At 72.6% G+C, this 14,945-nt stretch carries 13 protein-coding genes and 9 pseudogenes; 7 read left to right on the top strand and 15 right to left on the bottom strand.

What is annotated here, in order from left to right; translation table 11 throughout:
* Positions 1-35: 35 nt before the first annotated feature.
* Both L2X98_RS14590 and L2X98_RS21550 read left to right on the top strand, forming a co-directional pair.
* Complete coding sequence (locus L2X98_RS14590) at positions 36-371, top strand: helix-turn-helix domain-containing protein (protein WP_259611402.1); 336 nt, start codon at positions 36-38, stop codon at positions 369-371.
* Positions 356-868 (top strand): IclR family transcriptional regulator, encoded by a 513-nt coding sequence (locus tag L2X98_RS21550; RefSeq protein WP_435526282.1) that lies wholly within the window; start codon positions 356-358, stop codon positions 866-868. Before L2X98_RS14590 ends, L2X98_RS21550 begins: the two co-directional genes overlap by 16 nt.
* Before the next feature lie 63 nt (positions 869-931).
* On the opposite strand, the pseudogene L2X98_RS21545 reads toward L2X98_RS21550, so the two are convergent.
* The 5 genes and pseudogenes from L2X98_RS21545 to L2X98_RS14570 all read right to left on the bottom strand — a co-directional run.
* Positions 932-1,660: pseudogene (locus tag L2X98_RS21545) on the bottom strand (CmcJ/NvfI family oxidoreductase); the annotation flags it as partial.
* Between the two features lie 110 nt (positions 1,661-1,770).
* Positions 1,771-2,229 carry a GMC oxidoreductase gene (locus L2X98_RS14580; protein ID WP_259611400.1) on the bottom strand — a complete coding sequence of 153 codons (459 nt, stop codon included), beginning with the start codon at positions 2,227-2,229 and terminating at the stop codon, positions 1,771-1,773.
* Positions 2,148-2,975, bottom strand: a pseudogene (locus L2X98_RS14575) (GMC family oxidoreductase N-terminal domain-containing protein); the annotation flags it as partial. The gene L2X98_RS14580 and the pseudogene L2X98_RS14575, both read right to left, overlap by 82 nt.
* A 391-nt stretch (positions 2,976-3,366) precedes the next feature.
* A pseudogene (locus tag L2X98_RS21540) lies at positions 3,367-3,657 on the bottom strand (acyl-CoA-like ligand-binding transcription factor); the annotation flags it as partial.
* 61 nt (positions 3,658-3,718) lie between these two features.
* Positions 3,719-3,904 (bottom strand): annotated as a pseudogene (locus L2X98_RS14570) (TetR family transcriptional regulator); the annotation flags it as partial.
* Positions 3,905-4,108: 204 nt separating this feature from the next.
* Here L2X98_RS14570 and L2X98_RS14565 point away from each other — a divergent pair.
* The 3 genes and pseudogenes from L2X98_RS14565 to mftF all read left to right on the top strand — a co-directional run bounded on the left by L2X98_RS14565 (position 4,109) and on the right by mftF (position 6,033).
* A complete protein-coding gene (locus L2X98_RS14565) occupies positions 4,109-4,417 on the top strand; it encodes a creatininase family protein (RefSeq protein ID WP_259611399.1) in 309 nt (102 codons plus the stop codon).
* 31 nt (positions 4,418-4,448) lie between these two features.
* Positions 4,449-4,684, top strand: a pseudogene (locus tag L2X98_RS22425) (creatininase family protein).
* Positions 4,681-6,033, top strand: a complete 1,353-nt coding sequence (gene mftF, locus L2X98_RS14555; RefSeq protein WP_259611398.1) for a mycofactocin biosynthesis glycosyltransferase MftF — start codon at positions 4,681-4,683, stop codon at positions 6,031-6,033. Before L2X98_RS22425 ends, mftF begins: the two are co-directional and overlap by 4 nt.
* Before the next feature lie 238 nt (positions 6,034-6,271).
* On the opposite strand, the pseudogene L2X98_RS14550 reads toward mftF, so the two are convergent.
* The 5 genes and pseudogenes from L2X98_RS14550 to L2X98_RS14530 form a co-directional block, all read right to left on the bottom strand.
* Positions 6,272-7,407 (bottom strand): annotated as a pseudogene (locus L2X98_RS14550) (UDP-N-acetylmuramate dehydrogenase).
* A gap of 1 nt (position 7,408) precedes the next feature.
* Complete coding sequence (locus L2X98_RS14545) at positions 7,409-7,813, bottom strand: MaoC/PaaZ C-terminal domain-containing protein (RefSeq protein WP_259611397.1); 405 nt, start codon at positions 7,811-7,813, stop codon at positions 7,409-7,411.
* Positions 7,813-8,258: pseudogene (locus L2X98_RS14540) on the bottom strand (FAS1-like dehydratase domain-containing protein). Before L2X98_RS14540 ends, L2X98_RS14545 begins: the two are co-directional and overlap by 1 nt.
* Positions 8,259-8,267: 9 nt before the next feature.
* Positions 8,268-9,065 (bottom strand): annotated as a pseudogene (locus tag L2X98_RS14535) (sulfite exporter TauE/SafE family protein).
* A 12-nt stretch (positions 9,066-9,077) separates the two neighbouring features.
* Entirely contained in the window at positions 9,078-10,307 is a 1,230-nt protein-coding gene (locus L2X98_RS14530; RefSeq protein WP_259611396.1) for an LCP family protein, read from the bottom strand.
* 238 nt (positions 10,308-10,545) lie between these two features.
* Between L2X98_RS14530 and L2X98_RS14525 the strand changes: the two genes are divergently transcribed.
* Together L2X98_RS14525 and L2X98_RS14520 are read left to right on the top strand one after the other, a co-directional pair.
* Positions 10,546-10,830 carry an ArsR/SmtB family transcription factor gene (locus L2X98_RS14525; protein WP_354002814.1) on the top strand — a complete coding sequence of 95 codons (285 nt, stop codon included), beginning with the start codon at positions 10,546-10,548 and terminating at the stop codon, positions 10,828-10,830.
* Between the two features lie 33 nt (positions 10,831-10,863).
* A complete protein-coding gene (locus L2X98_RS14520) occupies positions 10,864-11,235 on the top strand; it encodes an SRPBCC family protein (RefSeq protein ID WP_259611394.1) in 372 nt (123 codons plus the stop codon).
* A gap of 8 nt (positions 11,236-11,243) precedes the next feature.
* Here L2X98_RS14520 and L2X98_RS14515 read toward each other — a convergent pair whose 3' ends face one another.
* From L2X98_RS14515 to L2X98_RS14495, 5 genes and pseudogenes are all read right to left on the bottom strand, one after another.
* Positions 11,244-12,473: a hydroxymethylglutaryl-CoA synthase gene (locus tag L2X98_RS14515; protein WP_259613341.1), complete on the bottom strand. Its 1,230-nt coding sequence runs from the start codon at positions 12,471-12,473 to the stop codon at positions 11,244-11,246.
* The gene (locus tag L2X98_RS14510; RefSeq protein WP_259613340.1) at positions 12,470-13,174 is read right to left on the bottom strand and encodes a hydroxymethylglutaryl-coenzyme A reductase family protein; all 705 of its coding nucleotides are present in this window, start codon (positions 13,172-13,174) and stop codon (positions 12,470-12,472) included. The genes L2X98_RS14515 and L2X98_RS14510 overlap by 4 nt, the downstream gene beginning before the upstream one ends.
* Positions 13,175-13,313: 139 nt before the next feature.
* Positions 13,314-13,484: pseudogene (locus L2X98_RS14505) on the bottom strand (hydroxymethylglutaryl-CoA reductase); the annotation flags it as partial.
* A gap of 233 nt (positions 13,485-13,717) precedes the next feature.
* Positions 13,718-14,665, bottom strand: a complete 948-nt coding sequence (gene fni / locus L2X98_RS14500; RefSeq protein ID WP_259611393.1) for a type 2 isopentenyl-diphosphate Delta-isomerase — start codon at positions 14,663-14,665, stop codon at positions 13,718-13,720.
* Complete coding sequence (locus L2X98_RS14495; protein ID WP_259611392.1) at positions 14,634-14,945, bottom strand: hypothetical protein; 312 nt, start codon at positions 14,943-14,945, stop codon at positions 14,634-14,636. Before L2X98_RS14495 ends, fni begins: the two co-directional genes overlap by 32 nt.

Here is a 14,945-nt window from a genome sequence, read left to right as displayed (position 1 = left end):
GACGACGACGTTCCGGAGGTAGGCCGACGATGTCCGTGAGTTCGATTCGATCCGCCCGTTCCGCACAGCCCGATCGCGCCGAGGCCTGTGGTCAGATGACCGCGGCCCAGCGCGTGCTCGCCGTGCTGGACGCATTCGACGAGGAGCACCTGGTGCTCACCCTGAGCGAGATCAGCCGGCGGGCCGGTCTCAGTCTCAGCACCGCGCATCGCCTGGTCGGCGAGCTGCGCCAGTGGGGTGCGCTCGAGCGCTCCGCCGAGGGACGCTACGCGATCGGGATGCGGGTGCTCGAACTGGGCTCGCTCGAGCCCCAGGGCCTGCGCCTGCGCGAGGTGGCGTTGCCCACCTCGGCGACCTGCAGGCGGCGCTGAACGCGTGCGTCCACCTGGCCGTCCGCGACGGGTACGACACCGTGTACGTGGAGTACCTGCGCGCCCGCGGCGGCGCGAGGGTGCTCAGCCGGCTCGGCGGCCGCTGGCCGCTGCACGCGACCGGGACCGGCCAGGTGCTGCTCGCCCACGCGCCGCAGCCCTTCCAGGAAGAGGTGCTGGGGATGCCGCTGCAGAAGTACACGCGCAAGACGGTCACCGACCCGTTCGAGCTGCGGCGGGTGCTCGCCGAGGTGCGACGCACCGGCGTCGCCATCGTGGACGAGTCGATCACACAGGACGCGGTGGCGGTGGCGGTGGCCATCCGCGGACCGCGCGACCGCGTGATCGCCGCGCTGAGCGTCACCCTGGATCGCGAGAACTGGTCGCCGGGCGCCGTCCTGCCGGCCCTGACCACCACGGCCCGCGCGATCTCGCGCCATCTCGGCGCTCCATCGGCCCGCCGGATGCCCGAAGCCGCCCGCGCCGCAGCGCGCTGACGGCCGCGCGGGGGCGATCAGTCGAAGTAGGCGATGGAGCGGAACTCGAGGCTTGCGCCGCGGCTCGGATGCCCGCGCCTGCGCGTCCAGGAACACGGTGTGCATGACCCGCCAGGGGCGGGAGTGGTCGCTGTCGTGCACCACGAAGAACAGCACCTCGTCCGGCGTCATGTCCGGGTAGACGTACCACCGGTGGGTGGGCCGGAACTGGAAGCGGGTGCCCTGCGGTTGGCGCGCGCCGTCGGCGACGCCGTCGTCGTCCGGCACGCTGCGGTAGTCGCACACCGCGAGCGGCCAGTCCTGCGGGGCGGGGGTGATCGAGCGCCAGCAGACGGTGGTCACGGCCCGGCGGAAGGGCGGTGCCTCCGGGAAGCGGGCGGCGTGGGTCCGGCGGGCCTGGACGAGGGCGTCTTCGGCGGTGAGCTCGACGTGGGCGACGGGCGGCTCCTGGGCGCCGCCGCGCTCCATCTCGGCGGCATCCTCCAGACACGCCCCCAGCAGCGCGACCCGTGAAGCGCCCAGCCGCGCGGCGACGAAGTCCTCCACCTCGGTCGCGTAGGTCCGCTCGATCTGGCCCGGATCGGTGAAGTCGTCGACGGCGCTCGGCCAGTGCACCAGCTCGAACCCGTTGCGCTCCAAGCTGAACGGACGGTGCACGGCGCGGGCGTCGTGCACCTGCAGGGCGTACGCGTCGTACAGCGCATCGGCGGGGCGCGGCAGCGGCTCGTCCGCCGCCAGGTAGTTGATCACCCCGGCCACGGCCGGGACCGTGTTCAGCGGGTCTCCGCGCATCTCTCGCCCCCTCGCTGGATGCCGCGTCCGCGACGCATCCGAGCGGCCAGCGTACTGAGCGGCCCGAGTCGGCTGAGGCCCGGTTCCATGAGACGGAAACGCGAGCCGGATCACTCCTGCGCGATCAGCTCGGCGATCCGCTCGCCGAGCATGACCGCCAGCAGCGCGGTGCCCCGCGTCGGCACCACCGGCACCAGCGACGCGTCGGCGATGCGCAGTCCGGTCGTGCCGTGGACGCGGCCGTGCGCGTCGGCCACGGCATCCGGGTCGTCCGCGGCCCCCATCCGCGCCGTCCCGCACGAGTGCAGCGCGGTGGCCAGGCGGTCGCGCAGCCAGCGCTCGGCGTCCTCCGCACCCGGGTCGGCCGCGGCATCCACCCATGCCGGGATCGTCGCGTCGGCCACCACCTCGGCCATCTCGGGCGAGCGCAGCACCTGTGCCGCGAGCCGGACGCCGTCGCGCAGCGCGCGGATGTCGCGCCCGTCCGTCAGGTAGCCGTAGCAGACGGCGGGCCCGGGGCCGATCCCGACGCGTCCGCGGGCGATCGGCTGGCCGAGCAGGACGCGCAAGCTCGTGCGGGCCGCCGGCGGCGCGATCGCCGGTCACGATCACCGCCGTCGGCAGGGCGGCGAACAGCAGCTCGAGCGCAGATGACGCCGCGAAGCCGGCCGGCACGTTCCAGGCCGCGGTCCAGGCTGCGGTGGCGGATGCCGCGCCGGGCCGGGGGCGCCACGGGAGGTCGATCGCGGCATGGTCGGAGAGATTGCGGCCGACGCCGCTCCGATCGGCGATGGGCGGCGCGGTCGGGTCGCGGTCGGAGGCATCCCCGATCCCGGATCGCAGGAGCAAGCCGTGGCGTCTCGACGGCGCCGCCGGCCAGGATCACCTCGTCCGCCGCGACGAAGCCCGGCGTGCCGTCGGCGACGGTCTCCACCCCGATCGCGGTGCGTCCGCGGAATCGGACGCGATGCACCTCCACGCCGGTGCGGACCTCGACGGATGCTGCCCGCAGCATCCGTCCGTAGCCGCGGGCGACGCTCCACCGCTGCGGCTCGCCGCCGGTGCTGACGTTGCGCGGCAGCGGACCCGCGCCGGACGGACCGCCGCCGTTCTTGTCCGGCTCTGCGGTCGCGCCCGCCGCGACCGACGCGGCCAGGAACGCGCGCGTGAGCGGCTCGTCCGCGCCGTCCCGGCTCACCGGCATGGGTCCGGAATCGCCGTGCACGGGATCGTCCGGGAAGTCCTGATCCGCTTCCAGCCGGCGCAGGGCGGGCAGGCAGGCGGTGTACGTCCACTCGGGTCCGGCGAGCGCAGCCCAGGCCGCGAAGTCGTCGGGATGCGGCCGCTGGAACGAAACGCCGTTGACGGCGGTGCCTGCCGCCCAGCGTGCGGCCCCGCGCGATGCGCCACGGGCGCCCGGGCCACAGCTCGGCGTCGTAGGTGCGGGTGAGGAGTGAGTCCGGCACGCCGCCGCGCACCGTCCACGCCGGTTCCGCCGGCGCCGCCGGGCCGGCCTCGAGCACGATCACGTCGTGACCGGCGGCGCCCAGTCGCGCCGCGATCGGGATGCCCGAGCCCCCGCCCCCGACGACGACGATGCGGCGGGTGCTCACGGCTTGCGCACCGTCCTCCCAGGCGACGCCGGAGAAGACATCCCGCAGTCCGCGGAAGGACGAGCCGATGGTGGCCAGCAGGTCGCTGTCCGGTGCCTTCAGCCATTGCTCGTAGGCCGACAGCGAGATGCCCAGGCACGCCCACGAGACCGCCTGCGGCAGTGCGGCGTGCGCGGGCACGCCGCGTCGGCGGGCGACGAAGCCGGCGATCACCGCGCGCCACTCGGCATAGCGCACCGTCGAGTACGCCACCAGCTCGGGAGTGGTCAGCAGGATGCGCAGGCGATGTCGATGGCGCGGCAAGCTCGTCGGCGGGCACCTCGTTGAACGCGTGCACGGCGGCGCGGACCGCCTCGATCGCCGGCTGGTCGGCGGGCGCGGCATCCAGTCGGGCGCGGAACTGGGCCAGCAGTGCGTCGAAGTCCCCCCAGGCGAGGTCGTTCTTCGAAGGGAAGTAGCGGAAGAACGTGCGCCGCCCGATGCCGGCCGCCTCGGCGATGTCGTCCACGGTGACCGCGTCGAAGCCGCGCGCGATGAACAGATCGAGCCCGATCCGCTCGAGTTCGCCGCGCGAGGTCGCCGGCGCGCGTCCGCGGCGCGCGCGGGTCGCGGTCGGATCGCTCACCGGCATCCCTTCTCTGTGGCACTCGATGCCAGTAAACTGCATCCGCAGCGACATCGCACGGCGACTCTCAAGGAGGACAGTAGCCCATGGACGCTCCCGCCGTGCCGACCCGGTCCCTGGCCGATGCGCCGTGGCCGGCGGTGCCGGCGGGCCTGACCGTGCTCGTGCCGGTCGGGGCGACCGAGCGACGGGCCGCATCTGCCGCTGGACGTGGACACCCTCATCGCGGCCGCCGTGTGCGCCCGGGCGGCCGCGCGATGCGCACCGGAGGTGCGCGTCGCGCCGGCCCTGGCCTACGGCGCCAGCGGCGAGCATCAGGATTTTCCGGGGACCATCTCGATCGGCACCGAGGCGCTCGCCCACGCCCTGATCGAGCTCGGCCGCTCGGCGCGCACGTGGGCCGCCCGGCTGGTGTTCGTCAACGGGCACGGCGGCAATCTCGACGCGGTGCGCGCGGCGGTCGCGCAAGCTGGTGGACGAGGGATGCGCGGCATCATGGAGGCCGTGCCGGCACGGTGATGTGCACGCGGGGCGGGCCGAGACCAGCCTGATGCTGCACCTAGCGCCGGAGCGCGTGGATCTGGGGGCCGCCCGGGCCGGACGGACGGCACCGCTGGCGGACCTGCTCCGCGGCTGCGGGCCGAGGGCGTGCGGGCCGTGTCACCCAGCGGGGTGCTGGGTGATCCAACCGGAGCATCGGCGGCCGAGGGCGCCGCGCTGCTGGAGCGGATGGCGCGCGAGGTCGCGCAGGCGGTCGCGGCGACGGCCACGGCGGCCACGCCGTGACGCGCCGCAGGACGGATGCCGCGGGTGGCCGCGGGACGGATGCCGGGGCCGGCCTTCCCCTCGGCACGACGCTGACGATCGGCACGGACGTCTGGCGCTACGCCGGAGGGCGGGTCCTGGTCGGGGGCGCTCCCACGCGCGTGCTCCGGCTGAGCTCGACGGCGGCACGTCTCCTCGGCGACGGCGGGCTGACGGCATCCGACCCCGCCTCGATCCGGCTGGCGGAACGGCTGCTCGACTCCGGCATCGCCCACCCCGACCCGGATCGGCTGCCGCCGGCCGACCTGGACGCGCTCACCGTGGTGATCCCCGTGCACGGCCGATCCGCGGCGCTGCGGCGGGTGCTGGCCGGCCTGCACGGTCTGCGCGTTCTCGTCGTGGACGACGGCACGGCCGAGCCGGCGGCATCCGAGCTGCGCGGCATCGTCGAGCACGCCGGAGCCCGCTGCCTGCGCCTGCCGCGCAACGCCGGCCCGGCGACCGCGCGCAACCACGGGCTCGAGCACGTGGACACGCCGTTCGTCGCGTTCGTCGACTCGGACGTCGAGGTCACCGCCGAGGCGCTGGAGCGGATGCTGCGGCACTTCGTCGACCCGCGGCTGGCGCTGGTGGGCCCGCGCATCGCCGGCATGCCCGGGGGCACCTGGATCTCACGGTATGAGAACGCCCGGTCGTCGGTGGACCTCGGCGGGCGGGCGGCACTCGTGCGTCCGCGGTCGCCGGTGTCGTGGCTGTCGTCGACGTGTCTGGTGGCCCGGGTCGATGCGCTCTCGGACGGCTTCACCGACGGGATGCGGGTCGCCGAGGACGTCGACCTGGTGTGGCGGCTGGACGAGGCGGGATGGCGCATCCGCTACGAGCCGCGGGTCGTGGTCGCGCACGAGCACCGCCGAACGGCCGCCGCCTGGTTCGGTCGCAAGTTCTTCTACGGCACGGGGGCGGCGGCCCTGGCCGACCGGCATCCGCACGCGATCCCGCCCGCGATCCTCCGCCCCTGGTCGGCGGGAGTGGTCGCGGCGCTGTGCTGCGCCCGGTGGTGGTCGATCCCGGTCGCCGCCGGGATCAGCGCGGTCGCCGCGGTGCGGCTCGGGCGCCGGCTGGGCACCGGTCCGGAGGCGCGGATGCTGCCGCTTGCGCCTGGTCGGCGGCGGCGTCCTGTCGGCGGTGACCCAGGTCTCGGCGCTCGCGCTGCGGCACTGGTGGCCGGTGGGCCTGGCCGCCGCCGTGGTCTCGCGCCGCGCGCGCTGGCTGATCGGGGCGGCCGCGGTCGCGGACGCGGTGGTCGAGCACCGCCGCCTGCGCGCCGACCTCGACATCGTCCGGTTCACCCTCGCCCGGCGGCTCGATGACATCGCGTACGGCGCCGGGGTGTGGTGGGGGTGCATACGCCGCGGCCGCTTCCGCGCGCTGCGCGCGGAGCTGCGCCCGACGCGCCCCTCCGCCCCCGTGCGCTGACCCCCGATATCACCTCGAAATCGTACGATTTGGCCGAGTGCACATCATTCTTGGCCGAGATTGATGTGCACTCGGCCGGATCGTACGATTTCGGCAACAGGGCGGGCGGGTGAGCGCGGGCGAGCGTCCGCGCTACAGCTCCACGCCCACCAGCACGGGCTCGGGCTGGAGGACCAGACCGAACTCCGCGGCGACGCGGCTGCGGATGAAGCGCGCCAGCTCGGCCAGCTCGGCGGCGCTGGCGCCCCCGCGGTTGGTCAGGGCCAGGGCGTGCTTGCCCGACAGCGCCGCGCGCGAGCGCGGCAGACGGAACCCCTTGCCGAACCCCGCATGCTCGATCAGCCATGCCGCGCTGACCTTCACATCCGACTCCGGACGGGGCTCGACCGGGGCGAGGCCGACGTACTCGTCCAGCGGGATGACGCGGGCCGGCTGGGGATCCGGCGCCACCGACCAGCGCGGGCACTCGGCGGGCAGCGTCCGGGCGAACGCGGCCGTGACGATCGCGTTCTGGAAGAACGATCCGGCACTGGCGGTGTCCGGGTCGGCCGGGTCGAGCACCATCCCCTTGCGCCGGCGGATCGCGATGATCTGCTCGCGGATCCACGCGAGGGTGACCTCTTCGTCGGGGCCGATGCCCAGGGCGGTGCGCAACTGCGCACCGGCGACCGGGCGCGCAGCATCCGCCCGCTCCTCCAGTTCGAGGGTGAGCGAGAGGATGACCGCCGACCGCAGCGGCACCGATCCCTCGTGCCGCTTCAGCACCGAGGTGCGAAAGCCCAGCCCCAGATCGGATGCCGGAACCACCGAGACCTCGCCGGTGTCCTCGTCGATCAGCTCGACCTCCACGAGGGTCTGGACGATCTCCTGACCGTACGCGCCGACGTTCTGCACCGGGGCGGCCCCGGCCGCCCCGGGATCCCCGACAGCGCCTCGATCCCGCCGAGCCCCTGGGCGACCGCCGACGCGACGACCTCGTCCCAGTCGTGCCCCGCCTGCACCCGGAGGCGGGCGAAGCCGGGCCGCGGCGACGGGATGCGGTCGATGCCGGAGGTGAGGATCCGCACCACGGTGCCCTCGAACGGCTCGTCGTCGATGAACAGGTTCGACCCGCCGCCGAGCACGAACCAGTCGTCGCCGTCGGCCCAGGTCTCGCGCAGCGCGTCGACGAGCTCGCCGGTCGTGTGCGCGTCGATCATGCGCGCAGGCGTGCCGCCTGTGCGCAGCGTGGTCAGCCGCGACAGCGGCACGGGAGGCACCTCGGGCACGTCAGTCCCGCCGCACGCGCACCTGGGCCTTGCCCAGGACGGTGGTGTCGGCATGCGTGACGGTCAGATCGACGCGCAGCCCCTCTGCATCCACGAGGCCGATCTTCGCCACGACCGTCACGTCGGCGCCGGTCTCGGCGTCCACGACGACCGGGCGGGTGAACCGCACGCCGTACTCGAGGATGCGGCCGGCATCGCCCAGCCACGGCACGATCGTCTCGACGGCCAGGCCCATGGTCAGCATCCCGTGCGCCAGCACGCCGGGCAGTCCGACCCGCGCGGCGACGTCGTCGCGGTAGTGGATCGGGTTGAAGTCCCCGGATGCCCCGGCATAGCGCACGAGCGCGGTCCGGTCCAGGTGCACGGTGCGCTCGGCGACCACATCGCCGACGGCGAGCTCGGTCATCACTCGTCTCCCCCGATCAGCAGGACGGATGTCGCGGTCACGACGTGCTGGCCTGCGGCATCCGTGATCTCCGCCTCGCTGGTGACCATCGCCCCCTTGCCGATGGCGCGCAGTCCGGTGATCGACAGCTTGCCCGACCAGTTCGTCGCCGGCGGTGATCGGGCGGGTGTAGCGGAAGCGCTGCTCGGCGTGGATCGTGCGCTCCAGCGCGATTCCCGAGTCGGGCTCGGCCAGGCTTGCCGAGCGTGAGGTCCTGGATCACCATCGCGAACGTCGGCGGAGCCACCACATCCGGGTAGCCGAGCGCGCGGGCGGCGTCGGGGTCGGTGTGCTGCGGGTCGGTGGCGAACACGGCGCGGGCGAACTCGCGCACCTTCTCGCGTCCGACCAGATACGGCGCGGTCGGAGCGAAGGCGCGGCCGACGAGATCGGGGTTCACTGGCACCCGGCCAGTCTATCGACCGAGGTTGCGCCCCCGCCCGGTCACGGCCTTGTACCCCATCTGCACCGCGATGAACAGGACGAACGCCGCGAACAGGACGTTCGCCAAGACCGGGTCCAGGAGCGTGGCGATCCACGCGCCGAACGCGGTCGTCGTGCACGCGGCGGCACCGAGAAGGATCGCCGCGACCAGGTCGACGTTGTCGCGGCGCAGGTTGCCGATCGTGCCCGAGACGGCCGTCGGGATCATCATCGCCAGGGACGTGCCCTTCGCGATCAGGTCGCTGGCGCCGAAGCCGAGCATCAGCGCCGGGACGATGATCACGCCGCCGCCGACTCCGAGCACACCGGAGAGGACCCCGGTCACCAGGCCGGCCCCGATCAGTCCGAGGATGCTCCCCAGGCTCAGCTCGAGCTTGCGCGTCACGGGACGGGACGACCAGGAACAGGCCGACCATCACCACGCCGAGGAACGCGACGAACGCCCACCGCAGCGCCGTGACCGGCAGCCGGCCAGCAGCCAGGTGCCCAGCTTGCGCCCCACGACGGCGGCCGCGGCCAGGATCAGGGCCGGCACCCAGGCGACCGCGCCGTGGACGGCGTAGGAGATGACGCCGACCGTCGCGATCGGCACGATCGCCGCCAGCGAGGTGCCGGCGGCCAGCCGGTGCTCGAATCGGGCGAAGATCGTCAGCAGCGGGACGATGACCGTGCCGCCCCCGACTCCGAACAGTCCCGACAGCAGCCCCGCCCCGAGCCCGATGGCGACGAACAGGAGGAGGGATCGGGGGCGGTGTCGGCTCGTGCTCATCGAGAGTCGAGCCTACTGCTGCGGTCGGGTGCAGGTCGTCTGTGCGGCCGTGGTCCCGGTGATGACGCCGGGCAGATCGACGGAGTCCGGGTTCGGCGAGTCGGTCGGGGCGGGGGTCGCCTCACCCGGGGCGGCGCCTTCCGCGTTCACGCCCACTCCGGCCTTGCCGGTGAGGTTCAGCGCCTTGTTCGCCTTGAGCGCGGCGAACAGGGTGTCGGCGGCCCCCTTCACCGGCAGCACGCGGTCGTCGTTGGCGGCGTCGTACTCGGTCGGGTACTGCACGAACACGATGTCCTTGTACGGCACCGACTTCAGCGCCATCGCGATCTGCACCATGCGCGTGGGATTGGCCAGGTTCTGGTCGAGCACGAGCTGCTTCTCGGACACCTGCTGGATGGCGGTCGTGGCCAGCGAGAACAGCTTGGTCGGATCGCCGAACACGCCCCCGGACTGCAGCTTGCGCACCAGCGACGACATGAACTGCTGCTGGTTCGAGATGCGGCCGAGGTCCGAACCGTCGCCGATGCCGTGCCGGATCCGCAGGAACTGCAGCGCCTCGGCTCCCACCAGCGTGTGCTCGCCGGCCTTCAGGTGCAGCCCGGTGTTCTTGTCGTTGATGTCGCCGGCCACGCAGACGTCCACGCCGCCGATCGCGTCGGACATGTGGATGACGCCGGTCCAGCGGATCGCGGCGGCGAACTGGATGTCGACGCCGGTCAGCTCCTGGATCGTCAGGGCCGTGCAGGCCAGGCCTCCGTACGAATACGACACGTTGAGCATCTGCGCGCTCATCGCCGAGTAGCGGCCGCCGCTGGCGGACGGGCACGACGGGATGGGCACGATCATGTCGCGGGGGAACGAGACGACCGTGACCCGGCGCGGGTTGTCGCCGATGTGGATGAGCATCGTGACGTCGTTGCGCTCGCCCCCGTCGTCGTGCGCGCAGCGCGGGAACAGCTTCAGGTCCTGCCCCTCGCACGAGTCGGTGCCCACCATCAGCAGGTTCACCCCGCCCTCGATCTGCCCGATCGACGGCGGCAGCGGCTGCGCGGATTCCAGCGCGACCGCGTTGTCGTGGATCGTGCTCACCGCGGTCCACCCCGCGAACGCGGCCGTGCCGGCCAGGCTCAGCACCAGCACGGCGAAGACCGCGGCCGCGATCGTCCCGAGCTGGGCGATCGGCCGCGGCGAGCGAAGGTTCCCGTGGCGCGCGAGCGGTGCGCGCGGGGTCTTCGGGCTCATGCACGGGTCCTCTCGGGCCGTCGGTCATCCGCACGCCGGCTTGCGGGGTGCGGGAGGGGCTGGATGCCGTCGGCACAGCCGTGCGGCACCGGAAATTCTATGGGACCCGTCCTGCAAGCGACCTTTGAGAACGTCACTTAACTTTTCTATTAAGTGATGCTAGCGTCTCAGAATGCCGCCGACTGCCGACGCCCGCCTGGACGCGGTCGCTGCGGCGATAGCATCCCGGCCGCGCCGGATGCTCATCGACCGCCTCGCGGAGGGGCCGGCGACGATGAGCGCGCTGGCGGAGACCATCGGGTCGAGCATGCCGGCGACCCTGAAGCATCTGGCACTGCTCACAGAGTCGGGCATCGTCGCGCGCCGCAAGCAGGGTCGCACGGTCACGTTCTCCCTGGTTCCGGGAAGCCTGGAACCGCTGCAGGACTGGGCGCTGTCGACGACGCTGATGTGGTCGGCTCAGCTGAATCGCTTCGCGATGCTCGCAGGGAGCACCGCGCAACCGGAGGAGGAGCAACAATGAGCGCATTCACGCTCTCCCACGTCGTCGGCTGCGATGCCGTCACCGCATTCGCCTGGTGGACCGAGGTGGACCGTTTCCGCAAGCTGGTGGTGGCCGCAATGGCCCGACACCACGTACCAGCTGGACGTCACCGAGGGCGGCGATTACCGGATCGGCACGCCGTACGACGGGGTGGGCGTGTCAGGCCGGTACACCGCGGTCCGTCCAGGCTCGCTGCTCGCCTTCACCTGGCAGTGGGACGGAGAGCCCGAGATCGATCACATCACCGTGCTGTTCACCGCGATCGATGCGTCCACCACCGAGGTGACGATGGTGCATGTCTCGCCGGGTCGCGCGGTGGGCGACGGCTTTCAGCAGGGGTGGACCGACGTGCTGGATCGCCTGCCCGGCGCCGTGGCGGGCTGACCTGCGGCTCACGCCGGGGAGCCCCCCGCGGTGCGCGCGTAGCGCCGCACCTGGGCCGAGACGCCCGCGAATCGGAATGGCCCGGGTGTCTCGGCGGCGGTCTCGTAGTCCGAACCCTGTGCCGCGTCGATGCCCTCGTGCAGCGCCCGGTAGCGGGCGTGGTCGATCGCGGTGCGGTCGTCGAGGGCCCGCTCGTCGGCCGCCGTCCGGAGCACGTCGCGGTACCCGGGCCGGACGACGCCGGTGAAGAACTCCGAGACGCTGCCCGAGCCGTAGCTGAAGAACCCGATGCGGCGGCCGGCGAGGTCGGCGTCATCCCTTTCCAGCAGCGACAGCAGGCCGACGTAGATCGATGCGGTGTAGCTGTTGCCGGTACGCCGGTTCAGCTCCAGACTGGCCGCCACCTGCGCCCGCCGCTGGTCCTTGTCCAGCGGCGAGCCGACCAGCGCGCTCAGCTTGTCGTGCGCCTTGACGGCCATCTTCGTGAACGGCTGGTGGTAGCAGAACCGGTCGATCGCCTCGAAGTCGACCCCGCCGCGCGACCGGTACTCGGTCCAGGCGCCCTCGAGTGCACGCAGGTACGCGGCCAGCGAGTACTTGCCGTCGACCAACGCCGTGGACAGGTGGTTCGGACGCCAGAAGTCGTCGATGTCGTCGGTGTGCAGGCCGCTGACCGGCTCGATCTCGATCAGAGCGGGGTCGGCGGTGACCAGGAACGCCACGGCGGCAGCGCCCTGGGTGGGCTCACCGCTGGAATCCAGGGCGTAGCGGGCCACGTCGCTGGCGATCACGAGCACCTTCTCGCTCTCATCGCGCGCGACGATGCCCAGGGCGAACTGCAGTGCGGCCGTCGCCGAGTAGCAGGCCTGCTTGAGCTCGACCACCCGGCAGTGCTCCCCCAGCCCGAGCAAGGAGTGCACGAACACGCCGGCCGACTTCGACTGGTCCACGCCCGATTCGGTGGCGAACAGGAGGGTGCGGATGCCGTCGAAGGCCTGCCCGTCCTCGGCCTGCTGTTCGGCCCGAAGCCGGGCGACGATCTGTGCGGCGGCTTCGGCCCCCATGGTGACGATGTCCTCGTCGGCGCAGGGCACGCTCATCTCGGTCTGCCCGATGCCGATGTAGTACTTGTTCACGTCGATGCCCTGGTGCTCGGCGAGCGTGCGCAGGTCCAGGACCTGATGGGTCGTCGCGAACGCGAGATCGTGGATGCCGACCCGCATGCCGGTCGCGGTCATCTCGTCGTCTTCCTCTCGATCGTCAGGTGGGCGGCCATCAGCTCGCCGGGGTTGGTCTGCGCCGCCATCAGCGACAGCTCGCCGCACAGGACGGTGGCCGCGCACAGCACGGCAAGGCGGCGCGCGTTCTCGCCCGGCTCGCGCTCCTCGGCGCATCCCAGCCGCTCCAGGTTCTCGGCCACGAACGGCAGATCCTTGCCGTTGCCCACTGTTCCCACGATGAGGTTGGGCAGCGTGCACGAGAAGTACAGGTGGCCGTCGCGGGTCTCGGCGTGGGTGATGCCTTGCGAGCCCTCGACGATGTTCGCGGCGTCCTGCCCCGTGGCCAGGTAGAAGCCGAGCAGCATGTTCGCGTAGTGCGCGTTCGCCGACCGCAGCCCGCCGGCGGTGATCGTGCCGATCAGGTTCTTGCGCACGTTCAGCTCGGCGATCGCCTCGGGGCTGGTGTGCAGTCGGCGGGTGACCACCTCGCGCGGGATGAGCAGTTCGGTGACCACGTTCTTGCCGCGGCCGAGGATGCCGTTGACGGCCGTCGCCTTCTTGTCCGAGCAGTAATTCCCCGAGATCGAGCCGTATCGGCAGCCCGGCACGGTGGACAGGATGTGCTCCATCAGCCGGTCGCTGGCCAGCGTCACCATGTTGTGGCCGGAGGCGTCCCCGGTGGACAGCTCGAACCGCACGAACAGCAGGTTCCCGACGATCTGGTGATGGATGTCGATGAGCGTGGCGAACCTGCTGGCCCCGGCGACGACCTCCTGCAGCCGGCCGCGCTTGCGCGTTCAGGGTGTTCATCGCGGCGAGCGCGACGCCGGCGTCATCGGCCTCGAACAGCACGGACCGCGCCATCCGCTCGTCGATCAGCGTCGCCACGATGCCGCGCTCGGTCAGCGTGGAGATCTTCGCGCCGCGGCCCACGGACGGCCACAGCGGCGTCTCGTAGGTGGCCAGCGGCACCTCCTGGCTGCCGGTCATGACGTTCCCGCTGACGGCGATCGGTCCGACCCACTTCATCGGAACCGGGGCGCTGCCCACCGTGTGATCCCTCATGCTCGCTCCCCACCGCCGGCATCCGGCGCCTCGCTGCGTCTGCTGTACCCGGACGGATCGATGCCGCGCAGCGCGCAGAACTCCCGCACGCCCCCACCCAGGAGCAGGTCGGCGCGGGGCAGGGCCGCGGGCCGGTCGGCGCCCAGAAGCGCGTGCAGCTGCCCGAGCCTGCTCCCGCCACGCCCGGATCAGCTCGATCAGGGCGTCCTCTCCCCGCGCAGGACGCTGTGCAGGAACACGCCCGAGACGCCCACGGCGCGGGCGCCGAGGGCGAGGGCCCGCATCACGTCCAGCGGCGTGCGCACCCCGCCCGAGGCCAGGAGCGCCGGCAGCGGGCGGCGGGATGCCGCAGCATCCAGCAGACTGCACACGGCCGACTGCCCCCATCCGGCCATGAACGCGTAGTCGGCCGCGGGGCGACGCGAGTTCTCGATGCGGGCGAAGTCTGTGCCGCCCGAGCCGCTGACGTCGGCGATCGCCACCCCCAGGTCGGCGAGCCGTTCGAGGGTGGGCCGGCTCAGCCCGAACCCGACCTCCTTGACGATGACCGGCACCGGCACCCGGTCCACGATCGCGGCGATGGCGGCCGGCCAGGCGGAGAAGTCCCGGCTGCCCTCGGGCATCACGGTCTCCTGCACGCTGTTCACGTGCAGTTCGAGGGCGTCCGCGCCGAGCAGGTCGACGGCGCGCTGCGCGTCGTCGGGCGTCGCGTCGGCGCTGAGGTTGGCCATGACGAACCCGTCCGGGTTCTCGGTGCGCAGCACGCGGAACGAGTCGGCGGTGTCGGGCTCGCGCAGCGCGATGCTCATCGACCCCGAGGCGATGGGCACACCGGTCTCGCGCGCGGCGATCGCCAGCGACCGGTTGATCTGCGCCGTGCGCTGGCTGCCGCCGGTCATGCCGTTGACGTACAGCGGAACCGGCCAGGTGATCCCGGCGAACGTGGTGGCCAGGCTCACGCGATCGCGGTCGATGCCGGCCAGCGCGTGGTGGACGAACCGGACGTCGTCGAAATCGTTCCGGGCCGGCCGGTCGGCCTGCTGCGCGTCGGCGAGGTCGACGTGCTCGTCCTTGCGCCGACTGCTCATCTCGCCACGCCCCTGCTCACTGTCGTCATCCCCATTGTTCGCCACGCTCGCGTTCATCGATGGCTCCTGACGCCGGCTGCACCGTCAGATCGAGATGGCGGATGTCGTTGCGCTCCCACTCTGTCAGCATCCGGTGGATGTCGGCCCCGGCCGGGGCCAGCACGATGCCACAGTCGCCGCCACCGGCCCCGGACGATTTCGCGGCCGCCCCGGCCGCGGTCGCGGTGTCGCACAGCGTGGTCAGCGCCGGCGTCTCGATCTGCAGGCCGGCGTGCCGGGCGAGGTCGCCCAGCGCGGTGCGCGCGTGGCCGATCGCTGCCCAGTGCGGCCGCGGCAT

Origin of the sequence: Microbacterium elymi (assembly GCF_021582895.2) — a bacterium.
In the GTDB taxonomy this organism is placed as follows: domain Bacteria; phylum Actinomycetota; class Actinomycetes; order Actinomycetales; family Microbacteriaceae; genus Microbacterium; species Microbacterium humicola.
The sequence above is the reverse complement of the archived record's forward strand: the minus strand, read 5'-3'. Positions and strand labels throughout refer to the sequence as shown.

Coding starts and splice junctions, on each gene's coding strand:
- L2X98_RS14545 (WP_259611397.1), bottom strand. CDS start 7,813: ATGACCGAGCTCGCCGTCGGCGATGTGGTCGCCGAGCGCACCGTGCAC.
- L2X98_RS14530 (WP_259611396.1), bottom strand. CDS start 10,307: ATGAGCCCGAAGACCCCGCGCGCACCGCTCGCGCGCCACGGGAACCTT.
- L2X98_RS14525 (WP_354002814.1), top strand. CDS start 10,546: ATGCTCATCGACCGCCTCGCGGAGGGGCCGGCGACGATGAGCGCGCTG.
- L2X98_RS14520 (WP_259611394.1), top strand. CDS start 10,864: ATGCCGTCACCGCATTCGCCTGGTGGACCGAGGTGGACCGTTTCCGCA.
- L2X98_RS14515 (WP_259613341.1), bottom strand. CDS start 12,473: ATGACCGCGACCGGCATGCGGGTCGGCATCCACGATCTCGCGTTCGCG.
- fni (WP_259611393.1), bottom strand. CDS start 14,665: ATGAACGCGAGCGTGGCGAACAATGGGGATGACGACAGTGAGCAGGGG.
- L2X98_RS14495 (WP_259611392.1), bottom strand. CDS start 14,945: ATGCCGCGGCCGCACTGGGCAGCGATCGGCCACGCGCGCACCGCGCTG.